The organism is Microbacterium lemovicicum, assembly GCF_003991875.1.
Taxonomy (GTDB): Bacteria; Actinomycetota; Actinomycetes; order Actinomycetales; family Microbacteriaceae; genus Microbacterium; species Microbacterium lemovicicum.
In genome coordinates, this window is sequence record NZ_CP031423.1 from 3,408,285 (window position 1) to 3,425,389 (window position 17,105).

At 71.3% G+C, this 17,105-nt stretch carries 18 protein-coding genes and 1 tRNA gene; 6 read left to right on the plus strand and 13 right to left on the minus strand.

Going from position 1 to position 17,105, the window contains the following annotated elements:
• Window positions 1-110: 110 nt before the first annotated feature.
• Together CVS47_RS15935 and CVS47_RS15940 are read left to right on the plus strand one after the other, a co-directional pair.
• Window positions 111-184 (plus strand) — tRNA-Gly (locus CVS47_RS15935).
• Between the two features lie 133 nt (window positions 185-317).
• A complete protein-coding gene (locus CVS47_RS15940) occupies window positions 318-1,451 on the plus strand; it encodes an FAD binding domain-containing protein (protein ID WP_127096970.1) in 1,134 nt (377 codons plus the stop codon).
• 43 nt (window positions 1,452-1,494) lie between these two features.
• Here the strand turns inward: CVS47_RS15940 and CVS47_RS15945 are convergent, their stop codons facing one another.
• From CVS47_RS15945 to CVS47_RS15965, 5 genes are all read right to left on the minus strand, one after another.
• On the minus strand, window positions 1,495-1,773 hold the full coding sequence (locus tag CVS47_RS15945; protein WP_206502674.1) for a hypothetical protein: 279 nt from the start codon (window positions 1,771-1,773) through the stop codon (window positions 1,495-1,497).
• Window positions 1,774-1,917: 144 nt separating this feature from the next.
• Window positions 1,918-2,451 carry a cysteine hydrolase family protein gene (locus CVS47_RS15950; RefSeq protein WP_127096972.1) on the minus strand — a complete coding sequence of 178 codons (534 nt, stop codon included), beginning with the start codon at window positions 2,449-2,451 and terminating at the stop codon, window positions 1,918-1,920.
• A 34-nt stretch (window positions 2,452-2,485) separates the two neighbouring features.
• Window positions 2,486-3,310 carry an SDR family oxidoreductase gene (locus tag CVS47_RS15955; protein ID WP_127096973.1) on the minus strand — a complete coding sequence of 275 codons (825 nt, stop codon included), beginning with the start codon at window positions 3,308-3,310 and terminating at the stop codon, window positions 2,486-2,488.
• 51 nt (window positions 3,311-3,361) lie between these two features.
• A complete protein-coding gene (locus tag CVS47_RS15960; RefSeq protein ID WP_127096974.1) occupies window positions 3,362-4,018 on the minus strand; it encodes a response regulator in 657 nt (218 codons plus the stop codon).
• A complete protein-coding gene (locus tag CVS47_RS15965) occupies window positions 4,015-5,685 on the minus strand; it encodes a sensor histidine kinase (protein WP_127096975.1) in 1,671 nt (556 codons plus the stop codon). The genes CVS47_RS15960 and CVS47_RS15965 overlap by 4 nt, the downstream gene beginning before the upstream one ends.
• Before the next feature lie 188 nt (window positions 5,686-5,873).
• Here CVS47_RS15965 and CVS47_RS15970 point away from each other — a divergent pair, with 188 nt between their 5' ends.
• Both CVS47_RS15970 and CVS47_RS15975 read left to right on the plus strand, forming a co-directional pair.
• The gene (locus CVS47_RS15970; protein ID WP_206502676.1) at window positions 5,874-7,412 is read left to right on the plus strand and encodes a CitMHS family transporter; all 1,539 of its coding nucleotides are present in this window, start codon (window positions 5,874-5,876) and stop codon (window positions 7,410-7,412) included.
• Window positions 7,413-7,527: 115 nt separating this feature from the next.
• Complete coding sequence (locus tag CVS47_RS15975; protein ID WP_127096976.1) at window positions 7,528-8,523, plus strand: IS481 family transposase; 996 nt, start codon at window positions 7,528-7,530, stop codon at window positions 8,521-8,523.
• A gap of 72 nt (window positions 8,524-8,595) precedes the next feature.
• Here CVS47_RS15975 and CVS47_RS15980 read toward each other — a convergent pair whose 3' ends face one another.
• From CVS47_RS15980 to CVS47_RS16005, 6 genes are all read right to left on the minus strand, one after another.
• On the minus strand, window positions 8,596-8,973 hold the full coding sequence (locus CVS47_RS15980; protein ID WP_127096977.1) for a hypothetical protein: 378 nt from the start codon (window positions 8,971-8,973) through the stop codon (window positions 8,596-8,598).
• A gap of 92 nt (window positions 8,974-9,065) precedes the next feature.
• Window positions 9,066-9,977, minus strand: a complete 912-nt coding sequence (locus CVS47_RS15985; RefSeq protein WP_127096978.1) for a sucrase ferredoxin — start codon at window positions 9,975-9,977, stop codon at window positions 9,066-9,068.
• The gene (locus tag CVS47_RS15990; RefSeq protein WP_127096979.1) at window positions 9,974-11,221 is read right to left on the minus strand and encodes a cupin domain-containing protein; all 1,248 of its coding nucleotides are present in this window, start codon (window positions 11,219-11,221) and stop codon (window positions 9,974-9,976) included. Before CVS47_RS15990 ends, CVS47_RS15985 begins: the two co-directional genes overlap by 4 nt.
• Window positions 11,221-11,478: a BatC protein gene (locus CVS47_RS15995; protein WP_127096980.1), complete on the minus strand. Its 258-nt coding sequence runs from the start codon at window positions 11,476-11,478 to the stop codon at window positions 11,221-11,223. Before CVS47_RS15995 ends, CVS47_RS15990 begins: the two co-directional genes overlap by 1 nt.
• Window positions 11,479-11,650: 172 nt before the next feature.
• Complete coding sequence (locus CVS47_RS16000) at window positions 11,651-12,571, minus strand: EamA family transporter (protein WP_241240201.1); 921 nt, start codon at window positions 12,569-12,571, stop codon at window positions 11,651-11,653.
• Window positions 12,572-12,614: 43 nt separating this feature from the next.
• Window positions 12,615-13,895, minus strand: a complete 1,281-nt coding sequence (locus tag CVS47_RS16005; protein WP_127096981.1) for a serine hydrolase domain-containing protein — start codon at window positions 13,893-13,895, stop codon at window positions 12,615-12,617.
• Between the two features lie 82 nt (window positions 13,896-13,977).
• On the opposite strand from CVS47_RS16005, the gene CVS47_RS16010 reads away from it, so the two are divergent.
• Together CVS47_RS16010 and CVS47_RS16015 are read left to right on the plus strand one after the other, a co-directional pair.
• Complete coding sequence (locus tag CVS47_RS16010; protein ID WP_127096982.1) at window positions 13,978-14,289, plus strand: DUF2470 domain-containing protein; 312 nt, start codon at window positions 13,978-13,980, stop codon at window positions 14,287-14,289.
• A gap of 46 nt (window positions 14,290-14,335) precedes the next feature.
• Window positions 14,336-14,995: a biliverdin-producing heme oxygenase gene (locus CVS47_RS16015; protein ID WP_127096983.1), complete on the plus strand. Its 660-nt coding sequence runs from the start codon at window positions 14,336-14,338 to the stop codon at window positions 14,993-14,995.
• A gap of 203 nt (window positions 14,996-15,198) precedes the next feature.
• Here CVS47_RS16015 and CVS47_RS16020 read toward each other — a convergent pair whose 3' ends face one another.
• Both CVS47_RS16020 and CVS47_RS16025 read right to left on the minus strand, forming a co-directional pair.
• A complete protein-coding gene (locus CVS47_RS16020; RefSeq protein WP_127096984.1) occupies window positions 15,199-16,575 on the minus strand; it encodes an ATP-dependent DNA helicase in 1,377 nt (458 codons plus the stop codon).
• 9 nt (window positions 16,576-16,584) lie between these two features.
• Complete coding sequence (locus tag CVS47_RS16025; protein WP_127096985.1) at window positions 16,585-17,085, minus strand: MerR family transcriptional regulator; 501 nt, start codon at window positions 17,083-17,085, stop codon at window positions 16,585-16,587.
• Window positions 17,086-17,105: the final 20 nt, after the last annotated feature.

Below are 17,105 nucleotides of genomic sequence, written 5' to 3' on the forward strand. Positions count from 1 at the left end.
GCGTGTCGACGATGAGGCCCGCCGTCCTGTCCGCACGTGTGAGCCACGCGGGCGGAGGGCCGCGGCATCCGGGTTTGTTATGCTGGCCGGACCGCCGCGAGGCGGTGCCCGGGGATGTAGTTCAATGGCAGAACTTCAGCTTCCCAAGCTGATAGCGCGGGTTCGATTCCCGTCATCCCCTCCACTTCCTGTTCGGCCCTTCGGGCCCGTTCGATCTCTGTCCTGACGTTCGTCGCCACCCGCGACACTCTCGACACGAGTCGGAGAGCGCTCCGTCCACCTCGCCCTACATTGGCGAGACGGATGAAGGAGGCGACGTGGCGGTTCGAGCAGATCGCACCAGGGTCGGCATCGTCGGGGGCTCCCTCGGCGGCCTGTTCGCCTCCGTGCTGCTGCATCGCGCCGGGCACGACGTCACGCTCTTCGAACGCTCGGCGACCGGCCTCGAGCGACGCGGGGCGGGTCTCGTGGCCCAGCAGGAGATCTTCGAGCTCCTCACGACGGTGGGACGCGCCCAGGATGTGAACGTCGGGGTCGTCGCCACGGAGCGCATCACGCTCGACCGCTCCGGCCGCGTGGCGAGTCGCGATCCCTCGCCGCAGACGCAGATCTCGTGGGACCACGTCTACGAGGTGCTGCGCGCGCTTCTGCCGGCCGACCGCTATCGGCTCGGCAGCCATGCCCTTCGCGTGCAGGACGGTGACGACGCCGCGGGCATCCATTTCGCGGACGGATCGCATGAGGACTTCGACCTCGTGGTCGGGGCGGACGGCCTGGGCTCGGTGGTGCGCAAGACGGTCGCGCCCGCAGACCACCGCAACCGCTACGTCGGGTATGTGACGTGGCGCGGGCTCGTCCCCGAGTCGATCCTGTCGGCAGACGCCGGCGACGTGCTTCTCGGTCGCTTCGCCTTCTACAACGGCCCCGGCGTGCACATGCTCGGCTACCCCGTGCCCGGGGTCGGCGGAGACCTGCGGCCCGGCTTCCGGCGCTACAACTGGGTCTGGTATCGATCGCTCAGCGATCGCGGTCTCACACAGCTCATGCAGGATGTCGGGCGCCCGCCCCGCAGCTTCTCGACGGCTCCGGGCGAACTGCCCACAGCGCTCCGCGACCGCCTGGTGGAGGAGGCCGCGCACGTGCTCCCTCCGCCGTTCGCCGACGTCGTCGACGCCGAGTCCGAGCCCTTCATGCAGGCGATCTACGACTACGTCGCGCCGCGGATGGCGGGATCGCGAGTCGCTCTCCTGGGCGACGCGGCCGCGGTCGTGCGCCCGCACACGGCGATGGGAGCGGCCAAGGCGGCCGGCGATGCGCTGGCTCTCGCGGCGGCTCTACGCCACGGAGGCGATGTGAGCGCGGCTCTGGCTGCCTATAACGCGCAGAGACTTCCCGTGGCGCAGGCGATCTCGCGATACGGGCAGCAGCTCGCCCAGTCACTGCTGCTCTGAGAGACGCAGGAGGCGACGGGCAGCGCGCCCGCCGCCTCTCGCGTCACTTCTCGCCGGTGTGGTAGCCCGCGTCGCGCAGCGCCTTCCGGATGTCGAGCACCAGCTGCTCGTCGAGGTCCTTGTGCCTCGGCGGCGAGAGCACCAGGACCTCGCTGCCGATACGCGCTTTCAGCTTGCCGTCGTGCTCTTCGGTGACCTCTCCGACCTCACGCAGGAGTGACACGACGTCGTGCCACTCCAGGTTGTGGCTGGTGGGGTGCCGCTCGAGGTGGAACAGGGTGTTCCGGTGGTTCTCGCTGAGGTGGTCTGCGTTCGTCATCATGCTCCTCGCTGTCGGGCGATGTCCGGGCGGGCGCACCCGCGATCACATCGGCGAGACCATGCAAGCGCAGATGACCGCCGGCGAGACCTCCGACGGCGAGCCTTCCGACGAATGTCGAAAGGCGGCAGCGAGTGACGTCCGGCGTCAGATGAGGTCGGCCACCGGCACGACGCGTGCGTAGGCGCTGCCGAGCGCCGCGAGGAACGCCGCGTGCACGGATGCTCCGGGCACCTCGGTGTCCGCGAACGACAGGTCGGGGGCGGCGCACGCGTCCGCCGCGACGGTGACCGAGTAGCCGAGATCGGATGCCGCGCGCACGGTCGCATCGACGCACATGCTCGTCATCATCCCGGCCACGACGAGCTCCGTCACGCCGCGGGCGCGCAGGAGGTCGTCCAGTTCGGTCTCGACGAACGCGTTCGGGGCGTGCTTGACCACCACGATCTCGTCGCCGGCGGGCGCGACGCGCGGGTCGATCTCGGCGCCCGGCGTGCCCGCCTCCAGGAAGCCCGACGGGCTCTCGTGGCGCACGTGCACCACGGCTCCCCCGTGCGAGCGCTGCGCGGCCAGGAGCTGCGCCGCGGCGTCGGCTGCCGCGTCCGGGCCGACCAGCGGCATCCGTCCCCCCGGGAAGTAGTCGCGCTGGATGTCGATGAGGAGGAGGAGAGGTGCAGTCACACGCTCATCCTCCCCCGGAAGAGGCCCGGCGGGGTCAGCCCTGCGCGAGCTTGGCGACGTCGTCCCACTTCTCCCAGTTCGCGAGGCGCGCCTCGTAGTCGGGGCGGACGATGTCGAACGCGGCGGCGCCGAAGAAGGCGCGCAGCGGCGGCTCGGGCGCGTCCACGATCCGCAGCAGGGCTGCCGCCGACGCGTTGGGGTCGCCGGGCTGACCGGAGACCGCCGCGCGCTGCTGGGCGCGACGCTCGCGACCGGCGTCGTAGGCGGCGATCGGCTCGGAGTGCCGGGCGCTGTCGCCCGACCAGTCGGTGGCGAAGCCGCCGGGCTCGACGAGCGTCACGTGGATGCCGAACTCCGACACCTCGGCGGCGAGGGCCTGCGAGAAGCCCTCCAGCGCCCACTTCGACGCGTGATAGGCGCCGAGGTTCGGGAACGCGGAGACGCCGCCGATCGAGGAGACCTGGATGATGTGGCCGCTGCCCTGCGCGCGCAGGAACGGCAGGGCCGCCTGCGTGACCCAGAACGCCCCGAAGACGTTGGTCTCGAGCTGATCGCGCAGCTCCTGCTCGCTGAGCTCCTCGATCATGCCGAACTGGCCGTAGCCGGCGTTGTTGACGACCACGTCGAGCGCACCGAAGTGCTCGTGCGCCTGCGCGACGGCGGCGAAGTCGGCGTCGCGGTCGGTGACGTCCAAGGCGATGGGGAGGATGGCGTCGCCGAAGCGCTCGACCAGATCATCGAGCGACTCGACCTTGCGCGCCGTCGCGGCCACGCGATCGCCGCGCTCGAGAGCCGCCTCCGTCCATTCGCGTCCGAACCCGCGGGAGGTGCCGGTGATGAACCACGTCTTCTGAGTCATGGAGAAGATGACGCGCGGACGCGCCGCCGTATTCCCGAGCGGATGCTGCGCTCAGCCGCCGGGGCGGACGTACAGGTGCTCGGGACGACCGGTGGTGCCGTAGCGCAGGCGCACCTCGATCTCGCCGCGGCCGGCGAGCGCGGCCAGATGCCGCTGGGCGGTGGCACGGGACAGCCCGGCCTCCTCGGCGATCTCGGTGGCGGTGGACTCCGCGTCGCCGAGGGTCGACAGGATGAGCTGCTCCGTCGCCGTGCGCGAGACCGACGCGGGCTCTCCCGCGACGTGCAGCAGGGCGAACGCCCGGTCGAGCGACTCCTGGGTGAGCGGGCGGTCCTCCGCGAGGAGATTGCGCGCCCGGGCGTAGCGGTCGAGCCGCTCCACCAGCGCCCGCCGCTCGAAGGGCTTGATGATGTACGACAGCGCACCGGCGCGGAGCGCCCGACGCACCGTGGGCGCGTCGCTGGCGGCCGACAGCACGATCGCGTCGAGCCCCGCGGAGCGCACCAGGTCGATGCCGTCGCCGTCGGGCAGGTAGACGTCGACGAGCAGCAGATCCGGCGCGTCCCGCCGGATCGCCGTCCTCGCCTCGCCCATCGAGCGCGCCGGCGGCAGCGTCGCGAAGCCCGGCCGCTCGTCGACGATGTCGCGGTGGAGGTCGGCGACGCGGAAGTCGTCATCGACGATGAGCACGCGGATCGGCTCGGTCATCTGCCGGCACCTCCCACACTGTCGGGCAGGCGAGCCCCGAAGACCGCCCCGTCGCCGTCGGGACCGCCCGGGTCGATCACCCACACGTCGCCGCCGCGATGACGGGCGATCTCCCTCGACAGGGTCAGTCCGATCCCGTGACCGTGCACCGCGTCATCCTCCGCGTCCGAACGCCGGCGGGCGAAGACGTCGGTGCCGGGCGCGATGCCGCCGCCGGAATCGGCGACGGTCACGACCAGCGCATCCCCATCATCCAGCAGGCTGACGAGCACCCAGCGCGGCGCGGGAGCGTGCACCGCAGCATCCACCGCGTTGTCGACGAGGTTGCCGAGCACCGCGGCCACGTCCTCCTCGCGCCGGATCGCGCCGTGGATCTGGGTGTCGTCGCCGACGCCCAGCCGTACCCCGCGCTCCCCCGTCTCCAGCGCCTTCGCGCCGAGGAAGGCCTGCAGGAACGGGTCGCTCACCAGGTCGAGGTTCTCCACGGGGAAGTCGACGCTGCCCCGCTCGACGAGATCGCTCAGGAACTCGCGCGCATCCGTGACGCGCTCCGCGTCGATGAGGCCGGCGGCGACGTGCATGCGATTGGCGAACTCGTGCCGCTGCACCCGCAGCGCGTTCGTCATCGCACGCACGGTCTCGAGCCGCTCCGTGAGCGCGATGAGGTCGGTGCGATCGCGGACGAGGATGATGTCGCCCAGCTCGCGGCCGTCGCGGCGGACGGCCCGCACATCGAGGTACAGCAGGTGACCGTCGATCGGGATGCCGTCGGCATCGGCGCCCGCATCGACGCCCGTCGCGCGGCCGATGTCGACCGCGGCGAGCGTGGCGGCCAGGGCGTCGATGCGGGCGACGGCAGCAGTCGGCACCCCCGCCTCGGCGAGCGTGCGGCCGACCGGATCCCGCGCGCCGAGCAGCCGCTGCGCGGTCGCGTTGCACACCCGGATGACGCCGTCCGTATCGCGGGCGATCACGCCGTCGTCGACGCCGTCGAGCACCGCGGCCTGGTTCTGCACGAGGGCCGTCAGCTCCTCCGGCTGGAGGCCGAGGGTCACGCGCTCCCACCGTCGGCGCATGAACACGCTGGCCAGAGTCGCCAGGCCGACTGCGCCCACGGCCGCGAGGCCGACGGCGGCGAGCACCGCGGGCAGGTCGTCGAACACACTGGCCGTCTCGAATCCGACGCTCACCTCGCCCACCGGCCGGAGACCGGCGACCGGGTAGATCGGCACCTTCGCCCGCGCGGACTCGCCCAGCGTGCCCCGCTCCCAGTCGACGACCTCCTTCCCGGCCAGCACGTCGGCGAACGGCGTGCTGACAACCTGGCCCAGCAGATCGGGGTTCGGGTGCGCGAGGCGGATGCCTTGGTCGTCGGTGATCACCACGAAGAGGGCGTCGGTGCGGGCGCTGATGTCGCCGCCGAGGGCCTGAAGCGCTCCGTCACGCAGCTGCGCGGCATCCGGTGTGCCCGGGTCCTCGGAGAACGCCGCGACCAGCTCGCGCACGTCGGGATCGACGGCGACCGTGCGGGCGATGTTGAGCGCGGACGACTCCGACTCGGCGCGCAGCTGCTGCACGGCCAGCAGGAGGAAGAACACCGCGCAGACCAGCACGACCGAGACGACGGTCGCGAGCTGCACGAGGAGGAGCCGGGTGCTGAACCGCATGCCGCCTCCTCGGGCCGATGTGTCGGCGGCCACATCGACGTGGTCGTCCGCGCATGAGCAGAATGCGCGGAACTCACGCTACGCGCAGAACGCGGGGGAATGCGGCATAGCGCGCGCATCAGTCCGGTGCTTCGTAGATTCCGTGGAAGCCTGCGCACGGACGCACGGGTGGAGACAAGGGAGTCGAGATGGACATCACAGCACTGAACCGGGTGATCACCGCCGCGGACGAGGGCTACGACCTGGCGTTCGTGCCGTCCGAGGGGATCCTGGTCGCCCTGGGATTCACCATGGTGCTCGCCTTCATGGCGCTCATCATGACGCGGCGACTCACGCCCATGGTGGCGCTGATCCTCGTGCCCACGGTCTTCGGCCTCTTCGCCGGCGCCGGACTGGGACTCGGCGACATGATCATCGACTCGATCGGCAAGCTGGCGCCCACCGCCGCCCTGCTGATGTTCGCCATCATGTACTTCGGCATCATGATCGACGTCGGGCTCTTCGACCCGCTCATCCGCGTCATCACCCGCCTCCTCGGCGACGACCCCGCCAAGGTCGTGCTCGGCACCGCCATCCTCGCCGGCGCGGTGTCGCTCGACGGTGACGGCTCCACCACGTTCATCATCACGACCTCGGCGATGCTGCCGATCTACCTGCGCCTGGGCATGAGTCCGGTCGTCCTGACGTGCGTGGCCGGCCTCATGAACGGCACGCTGAACATCGTGCCGTGGGGCGGTCCGACGGTCCGCGCCGCCAGCGCGCTCGGCCTGCAGCCCACAGACATCTTCGTGCCGATGCTGCCGTCGCTCGCCGCCGGTCTGATCGTCTCGCTGACCTTCGCCTGGTTCCTGGGCCTGTCGGAGCGCAAGCGCCTCGCCGGCTCGATCGACACCACGAAGCTCGACGCCACCAAGAAGGACGGCTTCTTCGGCGGCCCGGCGATCTTCCGCGGCGCCGACCCCAAGCCCGGCGCCCGTGCGACACTGCGCACCGGCAATCTCGTCACCGTCTCGGGCAGCCGCGCGCCGATGACCGCGACCGGCGTGGTCGACGCGAGTGACACCGCGATGGCAGACACGATGCTCGATCCGAACCGCAAGACGCTGCGGCCGAAGCTGATCTGGTTCAACCTCGTGCTCACGCTGGCGGTCATGGTGCTGCTGGTGCTCGACCTCTTCCCGCTGCCCTACATCTTCATGGTCGGCGCCGCGGTGGCCCTGGTCGTCAACTTCCCGAAGCTCAAGGGCCAGGCCGACGAGATCGTCGCCCACGCTCCGTCCATCGTCGGCGTCGTCTCGATGGTGCTGGCTGCCGGCGTGCTCGTGGGCGTCCTCAACGGCACCGGGATGGTCGACGCGATGGCGAACTGGGTGACCACCGTCATCCCGTCGTCGATGGGCCCGTTCCTCGCCGTCATCACCGGCGTGCTGTCGATCCCGTTCACGTTCTTCATGTCGAACGACGCGTTCTACTTCGGCATCCTGCCGATCCTCGCCGAGAGCGCAGCGACGTACGGCATCGAACCCGTCGAGATGGCGCGGGCGTCGATCACCGGCCAGCCCGTGCACCTGCAGAGCCCGCTCGTGCCGGCCATCCTGCTGCTGGTGTCGCTCGCGAACGTCAACCTCGGCGACCACCACAAGAAGGTGCTGTGGCGCGCGACGATCGTCTCGCTCGTGATGCTGGCCGTCGGCGTGCTGGTCGGGTCCATCCCGCTCGCGGCCTAGCTGTGATGTCCAGGGACGTTGTTGCGTGAATAGCGTGTGATTCGCTGACGGGTGAAGGCCTCCCGTTGCGAGAGTGGAGCTGTCTAGGAACCGCTCTCGCACTCAGGAGGCCTTCGTGTCCCACGCTAATGCTGCTCTGACTCCGCGCGCTCGACTTCGGTTGGCGCGGCTCGTCGTCGATGATCGGTGGCCGGTGATCGTCGCGGCCAAGATGTTCATGGTCTCGCCCGTGACTGCCCGAAAGTGGGCGGCCCGATATCGGGCCGAGGGCGCTGCGGGGATGGTGGATCGCTCCAGTCGCCCGCGGTCGATGCCGACCAGAACACCACCGGATGTCGTCAAACGAATCGTCAGGTTGCGATGGCGGCGACGGCTCGGACCTGTGCAGATCGGCGGCGAACTGGGGTTGCCGGCATCGACAGTTCACGCGGTGCTCGTGCGCGCCCGGATCAACCGGCTCAGCCATATCGACCGCGTCACCGGCGAGCCGATCCGACGCTACGAGCACCCGCACCCGGGTTCGCTTATCCACGTCGACGTCACCAAGTTCGGCAACATCCCCGACGGCGGCGGACACAAGTTCCTCAGCCGCCAGCAGAGCAAAGCCAACGCCCGCGACCAAGCCGTCCGAACCGGGGAACGCGGCCGCCACTACCGCCCTCTCATCGGCACCGCGTTCCTGCACACCGTGATCGACGACCACTCCCGCGTCGCCTACATCGAGGTCTGCGCAGACGAGAAGGCCGTCACGGCGATCGGCGTGCTCGAGCGCGCAGTCACCTGGTTCGCTGAACGCGGCGTCACCGTCGAGCGCGTGCTCTCCGACAACGGCTCGGCCTACCGATCCCACGCCTGGAAAGACGCCTGCACCCAGCTCGGGATCCGCCACAAACGAACTCGCCCCTACCGGCCGCAGACCAACGGGAAGATCGAGCGCCTGCACCGCACCCTCGCCGACGGATGGGCCTACGCCCGCTTCTACTCCTCAGAAACCGAACGACGCGCTGCCTTGCCCGGTTGGCTGCACTTCTACAATCATCACCGAACCCACTCCGCCATCGGCGGCCCACCCATCAGCAGACTCAACAACCTGCCTGGACATCACACCTAGCCGGCCGTCGCGTGCGGAACGCCCCGGAGCCTTTCGGCTCCGGGGCGTTCTGACGAGCCGCCTCGCCGCCGGTCAGCGCCGGAAGAAGGCGCTGGCCGATTTGGTCCACAGCAGCGCGATGCCGATCAGCGCGAACAGCGCCGTGACGACGCCCGACCAAGCGTTCCCGGTTCCGGCGAACAGGGTCACCAGACCGTTGACGAGGTTGAGGGCGAAGACGATCGTGGCGATGGTGCGCGCGACGGCGCGTCCGCGCCACAGTCCGACGGCCACGAAGATCGTGATCAGCCCGAGGACGACGGAGATGATCCCGGCGAGAACGGCGGCGCCGGGTGCCGCGGACGCGGCGGCGGTGAGCAGCAGGAGCGCACCGCCGATGACGTTCAGCGCGCCGGAGATCCAGGCGAGGATGGCGACGAGGGTCACGCCTCCGGGACGACTGCGGGCCATGATGTGCTCCTCCAGGTCGGGTGTCGCGGTCAGAGTACACCCGTGCCGACGAGGTCGATCGCCGCCACGGCGGCGATCGCGGCGGGCTCGACTCAGGCGGCCGGAGCCTCGTCGCGGATGCCGTCCAGCCGGTAGTGCCGCACCTGCACCGGGCGCCGGGCCGCGCATGTCGAGAGGAGAGGTTCGGACGCCTCCTCGCCGAGCGCGATCTCGACCGGTCCGGCCGACCCCTGCAGGGTGACGGTCCAGCCGTCCTCGGTGCGCGCCTCCGCCAGGGGCGCCCAGTCGTCGACGCGATCGCCGCCCAGAGCCTCGCGGGCGAAGTGCTGGGCGGCCTGCACCGGGTGACTCAGCGAGCTGCGGCCGCGGTAGAACTCATCGACCACGCGGCCGTCGAGCGTCGCGGCGGCGATGGCCGCAGCATCCGCGTCATCGGCGTAGCCGTAGTACAGCCCGTGCGGCAGCATGACCATCGTGCCGGCGAAGCGGTCGCCGCCGAGGTGCGAGCACTCCCACGTCTCCTCCGGGTATGCAGCGGCGAGCCCCGCGACGACCTGGCGGCCGCGGACGGCGCAGCACTGGTCGTGTCGGCCGTGGGTGCAGACGCCGAAGACGAGACGGTCGGATGCCACGCCGGAGCTTCCGTCGAGCGGCACGTCTCGCAGCTCCTCGAGGTCGGCGTAGCGGCCCCAGCGCATGCTCTCCTGCCCGGGGCGCGAGTCGGCGATCGCCCACGCGCCGCCGGGCGCGTCGCCGTGCCGCTCCCGGCCCGTGCGGCGGATGGCGAGCACCCGCATGCCCTCCGCCTCCGCGCGGGTGACGATCGCGCGCCCGAGCACCGGATCGAACGGCGGGTCGAGGAAGGCCTTGGGCCCCCAGGCCGCGGGGACCTCGATGAGCAGCCAGCGGATGCCGCGCGGCCCGGTTCCGGCGAGCGGATCGCTCCGCTCGCGGGCCCGATCGCTGCACGGTCGCCACTCGACCGGCGTGCCGGCGTCGGTCACGCCACCACGAGCCCCTCGCGGAGGAGGCGGCGCACGACGACCACGGCGCTGTCGGCGTCGACGCCGGGCAGCCGTCCCACGGTGATCGGACGGCCCTGCGCGAGCGCCTCGAGCGCCGCACGGGCCTCGACGGGAAGCCCCAGCGTGACTCCGGGGGTGACGATGCGCACGCGCTCACCGGCATCCTCGAGCCGCACGCGCACCCCCGCCCGCCACCGCACGACGGTCTCGGCCGTGAGGGCGGCAGCGGCGGCCACCGCTGCCAGCGGCGCCACGGGCTCGGGCCGCACCGATCGCTCGAACCGCGACGAGAGGGCACGGGACACGGCGCCGGCGTCGGCGCCCGTGAGCGCCTCCGTCAGGCGTGCGACGGTGCGCGTCACGACCCCTTCGAGCTGCCCTGCGTCGGTGAGGTCCACGCCGAGCGGCAGCGACGCGCGCAGGTCGGGCACGTCGCGGATGACGCCCAGCAGCGCGTCGATGACGTCGGCGCCCGTGTAGGCGGACATGCCGACCGTGAGGTGCACCGAGGTGTCGCCGAGCGCGGTCGCGGAGTGGATCCATCCGCGCGGCAGGTACAGCGCGTCGCCGGGGCGCAGCACGGCGTCGATCGCCGGCTCACCCTTCGCGCGCTCAGCGACCTCGGCGCCCACCTCGCCCCACGGCTGACTGGCGAGCGGGTTGTCGAGCACCGGCTCGTGGATGACCCAGTGCTTCTCGCCCGCCACCTGCAGCACGAAGACGTCGTGCGTGTCGTAGTGCGGCGAGAACCCCTGCGACGAGGGCGGGGTCACATAGGCGTTGACCTGCGCGGGGTAGCCGATGTCGGCCACGAGCTCGCGCGTGAAGTCGATGATCGGCGGCCACAGCCGGTGCAGGCCCTGCAGCACGATGGTCGCGCCGGCGGCGAACTCCTTCAGCACCTTCTCGGACGCGACCTGATCGCCGACCTCGGCGCCGAAGCCACCGGATGCCGTGAAGGCCGACGGCGGAAGCACCGTGCCCTCACGTGCCATGCGGATGAAGGGCGTGCGCACTCCGCGCCGGGTGACGAGCTCGTCGACGGATGCCGCGGTGAACAGATCCTCGAATCCGTGCTCGTTGCCCGGACGTGCCGCCAGCTCCTCCGCCGTGGACAGCAGGGCTCGTCGCCCCCAGTACTCGTCCGCGAAGACCTGCTCGTCGACCCGGATGCAACGCGAGAGCGCGGGCCGACGGATCGGCCCGCGCTCTTCGTCCGTCACTACGCCGAACCGTCGGCGCCGCCGTCGTGGCCGCCGGGGTTGGCGCCGCCGTCAGCGGTGCCTTCGCCTTCGTCGGCCGACCCGTCCGCGCCGCCGTCGTGGCCGCCGGGGTTCGCTCCGCCGTCAGCGGTGCCCTCGCCCGCCGAGGCCGAGCCGTCGGCGCCGCCGTCGTGGCCGCCGGGGTTCGCTCCGCCGTCGGCGGGGCCTTCCCCGCCGGATGCGGACTCGGGCGTGATGTCTTCGTCGTTGATGCTCATGTCGCCACCTCTCACCGGCGGTCCACCCGCCTGGCACGACGATAACGCGGGCGCGCGACGCGGGTCGAGGGCTTGCGCCACCTTTCCGACGATGTGAGGATTCCTGCCCTCCGCCGCCGGTCGCGGGGAGAGTGGCGCCGGCCCGCGTCGACGAAGGCCGGAACCCCGCGCCTCAGCCGACGGGCTCGGTGAACGGGTCCGTCGAGGCCGCGACGCCGTCGGCCGTGGTGGCGCGAGGTGCTGCGCGCGGGGCGGCCAGCACCGCGGCGATGCTGGCGACGATGACCAGCGCGATGCCGACGATCTCGAGGGCGGCGAGATGCTGGCCGAGCAGCAGGAATCCCGCCGTCGCGGCGGTCGCCGGGCCGAGGCTCATCAGGATCGCGAAGACGGCGGGCGGGAGCCGGCGCAGCGCGATGAGCTCGAAGGCATACGGGATCGTCGAGGAGAGCACGGCCACGGCCGCACCGAGCGCGAGCAGGTCGATCCGCAGGAGGGCGGCTCCGGCATCCGCGATCCCGAAGGGCAGCGACAGCACCGCGCCGACCGACATGGCCAGAGCGAGACCGCCGAGGCCGGGGAACTCGGCGCCCACGCGCGCGGACGACAGGATGTAGAACGCCCAGCTCGCCGCTGCACCCAGCGCGCAGAGCACGCCGACGAGGTCGAGGTCGGCCCATCCCCCGCCGCCCAGGCAGGCCACGCCGGCGAGGGCGAGCGCCGCGCAGCCCCAGGCCGACAGGCGTCGGCTGGCCACGATCGACAGGGTCAGTGGCCCGAGCACCTCGATCGTCACGGTCACGCCGAGCGGAAGACGCTCCAGCGCGAGATAGAAGAGCCCGTTCATCAGGGCCAGCACCACCCCGAACTGCACCACGGCCCGCCAGCCGCCGGCGCTGTGGCCGCGGAGCCGCGGGCGGGCGATGATCAGCAGGATGACGGCGGAGAAGACCAGCCGCAGCATGACCATGCCGAGCGGGCCGACCTGCGGGAACAGCAGCACGGCGATGGAGGCGCCGACCTCCTGGCACGCGAGGCCGATGAGGACGAAGAGCAGCGCCGGGTTGGCGGCGCGTCCGGTCGTGGTCGTCACCGGCGCCTCCCGCCGAGGACGGGATGCGGGGCCGTGCGCAGGGTCACTGGGCCGGAGGGCAGATGGATGCCGCGATGATGGCGTCGTGGAACTGCTGAGCGGTCCACGGGAGTCCGGCGTCCGGTGTCGTGCTGCCCGACGCGGCGGGCGCCTTCGACGCGATGGCTGCCAGCTCCCACGCGAGGCCGGCCACGACGCCGGTGTCGACAGCGGAGTTGTTCAGCACGACGGCGACCGTCAGACCCGAGGTCGGGTCGGAGAAGGCGGCCGTGAGGTAGCCGGGGAACGCGCCGTACTGGCCGACCATGGAGCCCGCCTGGTAGGCACCGCCGCGCGCGGTGAACCACGAGGGGGCGCCGGAATAGGCAGGCAGCGGATTCGCGAAGCGATCCTGACCGTTCGTGAGCAGCGAGCCGGATGCCAGCGCCTGGGCGTAGCGGCCGAGGTCGGTGATGTCGCTGACGACACCGGAGTTCGTGTAGCCCGAGCTCGCCGACATGACGGTGTAGTCGGTCGGTGCCGCGCAGTTCATGACGCCGTTGCCGTCGCGGAACGACTGGTAGCCGCTCAGCACCGGGCCGCTGGTCGACGGCGGAGCCGCCTCACCCGACGGCAGCCGCGTGGAGTCGAGCGCGAGCGGATCGAAGACGTACTGCTGCAGCACGGTCGCCGCGCTCTCGCCGGTCGCACGCTCGAGCGCGAGGCCGAGGAGCACGTAGCCGGCGTCGGACTCGAAGTAACCGCTGCCCGGCGTGCCCTGCGAAGACTGACCGAGTCCGTAGCTCGCGAGCTCATGCGGATTCCACACGCGCGTGGGGTTGCCCAGCCAGAGCGACGAGAGCTGCGGCGCGTAGGAGCCGACGCCCGAGGTGCTGTCGCACAGCGACCCGAGCGTCACATCGGTGAGGTCGGGCACGCCCGAGACCCAGTCGCTGACCTCGTCGGTCAGGGCGAGCTTGCCCTCCGCGGCGACCGCGTAGAGGGCGTCGCAGGTCATGGCGCGCGTGACGCGGCCGGCGCGGAACGTCGCCTCGGCGTTGACCGGGTCGGCGCCGCCGGGCGTCTGCGTGCCGAGGCCGCTGATCCACTGACCGCTCCAGGGCGCCCAGACACCGACGATCGCGCCGGACGAGCCCGACGCCGTCATGGCGGACGTCACAGCATCCTGCAGCTGCTGCACGGTCGCCTCGGGCAGATCGCCCTGCACCTGCGCGGGCACATCGACGGTGACCGTGGTCTCGGCGGAGCATCCGGTGATGGCCAGGCCGATCGCGAGAACGGCGGCGAGCGCCGCGGCGGGGCGGCGACGTCCACGTCGAGCCATCCTGGCCCACCCCCCGTCATCGTGCACTGAGATTCAAACACACCCTCGGGATCGCCCGTGACGCGACTCGTAGGGTGGAAGGATGACGCACCGCTTCGACGACGCCGCCCGCGAGGGCGTCCTGGGCCACATGAACGGCGACCATCCGGACGACAACCTGCTCATCGTCCGTGCGTTCGGCGACCGTGACGGGGCCGTCTCGGCGGTGATGGACGACTTCGACGGCGACGGCGGCACGTGGACCGCGACCGACGCCGAGGGCGACACGCACGCGGTCCGCGTGCCGTGGCCCGGAGGCCCGATCACCGAGCGCCGCGAGGTGCGGCGCGAGATCGTCGCGCTGTACGACGCCGCCTGCGCCCGACTGGGCGTCGCACCGCGCCCGCACTCCTGACGAAATCTCTTGTTAGGACGCCCTTACCTTGAGCTAGCATGAAGGTATGGCCGAGCCGATCCCCTTCTCCGCAGCCCTCCGCGAGCGCTCGAGCAGCGCCCACTCCGGCAGCGAGCACGCCGGATTCATGTCAGACCTGATGCAGGGCAAGGGCACCCGCGACGACTATGTAGCCCTGGTGGCGCAGCACTGGTTCATCTACGAGGCGCTCGAGGCCGTGACCGAGCGCATGCGGCGCGACCCCGTGGCATCCGTCTTCATCAGCGACAAGCTCACCCGGCTCCCCGCGCTCGAAGCCGACCTGGCCTTCCTCCTCGGTTCCGACTGGCGCGAGCGCATCGAGCCGCTGCCGACGACGCGCCGGTACGTCGAGCGCATCCGCCGCGTCGGCGCCACGTGGCCCGGCGGCTTCGTCGCGCACCACTACACGCGGTACCTCGGCGACCTCTCCGGCGGGCTGTTCATCGGCAAGCTCATGCAGCGGCAGTTCGGCTTCGACACCAACGGCATCGGCTTCTACGTCTTCGGCGACATCGCCGACCCGCGGGCGTTCAAGGACGTGTACCGCGAGCAGCTGGATGCCGCGCCCTGGGATGCCGCGGAGCAGGAGCGCGTGATCGACGAGGTGCTCGTGGCCTACCGTTTCAACACCGACCTCTTCGTGGACCTCGCCGCAGCGAAGGACTCGGCCGCGGTCGTCGCCTGAGTCGGAGCTGCGGCCTGTCAACTCGCTGCGCCCGCGGGGAGCGCCCTCTTCGCGCGCGAAACGTCGCAACACGCCGTCCACTCCCGCCGCGAGACGGCGTGTTGCGACGTCTCGCGAGGCCGTCCGGTCGGCGGCGGCGCGTGGGGTTGATCGGCGAGCAGGGCGAGAAGGGCGAGCTCGGCGCTCAGGTGAGCTCAGCGGGGTCAGGGACCGAGGGTGGGCGTGGAGGCCGCGGCGCGCACGCCGGCCATGAAGCGCTGCACGTCGGGGTCGACGCGGATGTCGCTCGGGCGCAGCGGGCGTGACAGGTACAGGCCGTCGAGTGAGGTGAGTCGCGACAGCGCGACGTACGTCTGGCCCGGCGCGAAGGCGCCCGATCCGAGGTCGACCACGGCGCGCTCGTACGTCTTGCCCTGCGACTTGTGGATCGTGACGGCCCACGCGAGCCGGAGCGGGAACTGCGTGAACTCCGCCACGATGTCGCGGCTGAGCGACTTCGACGTGGCGTCGTAGGCATAGCGGAACCGCTCCCAGACGGCCGGCTCGACCTCGTGCGTCTCACCGTCGACCTCGACCCGCACGGTGCCGCCCGCGATCCGGGTGACCGTGCCGATCGTGCCGTTCACCCATCGGGGCGGCTCGCCGAAGTTCGCGGAGTCGTTGCGGAGGAACATCACCTGGGCCCCGACCTTGAGCTGCAGATCGAGGTCGGCCGGGTACGCGGCATCCCCTCGTCCGAAGTCGCCGCTGATCTCGGCGGTCGCCGTCTGGGCCCGGCCGGGCAGCGCCTCGAGGTGGCGGCGGTTGATCGAGGTGACGATGTCGTTGCGGGTGGCGAGGGTGATGATCGGCGTCTCGCCCTCGACGGGCTCGGGCGGACGGCGCGCGCCGGTGTCGTTGAGCACCTGCGCGATGTCGGCCGTCACCCGCCCGTAGCGCACCGCGTTGAGCATCGCCTTGAACCGCGGGTCGGACTGGCGATGGATGTCGACGAGCTCGCGGATGTGCAGCTGCGCGCCGTGCCGCCCGAGGTCGACCAGCCCGTCGGCGGCGACCTCGCCCGCCCAGACCTTCGCGTCGAAGAACCAGAACGACCGGTAGTGGTCGCGGATGTAGCGCATCTCGTCGCCGCGCGGCGGCACCGGGGCGAGCTGGTACGGATCGCCGAACATGACGATCTGAACCCCGCCGAACGGCTCGGCGCGACGGCCGCGCGCCTGTCGCAGCGCACGGTCGATGCCGTCCATGAGGTCGGCGTTGACCATGGAGATCTCGTCGATCACCAGGGTGTCGATGGCGTTGAGGATCTTGCGCGTCGCGTCGGACTGGTCGAGCTCGCCGCCGGCGATGAGGCCGATCGGCAGCCGGAACAGCGAGTGGATCGTCTGCCCCTCGACGTTGAGCGCCGCCACCCCGGTCGGCGCGCAGACGGCGATCTGCTTCGAGGTGTTCCAGGCCAGGTGCTGCAGGAGCGTCGACTTGCCCGTGCCCGCACGTCCGGTCACGAACACGTGCTCGCGGGTGTCCTCGATGAGCCGGAACAGGGCCTCCTGCTCGGCGGACAGGGACGGCGTGCTCACCGAGCCATGCTAACGAGTGGATGCCGCGGCACCGCGCCACCGCTCCGCACCCGTGGACAGCGCGACGGCGTGTGCGCCTGTGCCGGACTCCGCGGTGGTCGCGCCCGGCCACGAGCCCGAGCCGTCCACGACCACCCCGACGATCTCGCGGAACCGCGGACAGGTGGCGATGTCGTGCGAACGGCACTGGAGGGCGTGCAGGGTCATCTCCCGAGAGCGCTCCATCTCGGCCATGCGCTGAGCGAGGTCGTCCAGGTGGGCCTCGAGCACACGATGGCGCGAGGGCGCCTGCTCGTCCAGCAGCACGGCGATCTGGTCGAGCCCCATTCCCGCCGCCTTGCTCCGGAGGATCACGGCGATGCGCACGAGGTCGTCGTCGGTGAACAGACGGCGACCCGCGGCATCCCTCTCCGGCGTCAGCAGGCCGACGTCCTCCCAGTGCCGCAGCACCGAGGTCGCCAGCCCGAAGCGGGCCGCGGCCTCGCCGATCGCATGAGCGCTTGACTTCATGTCGACATGAAGTCACACAC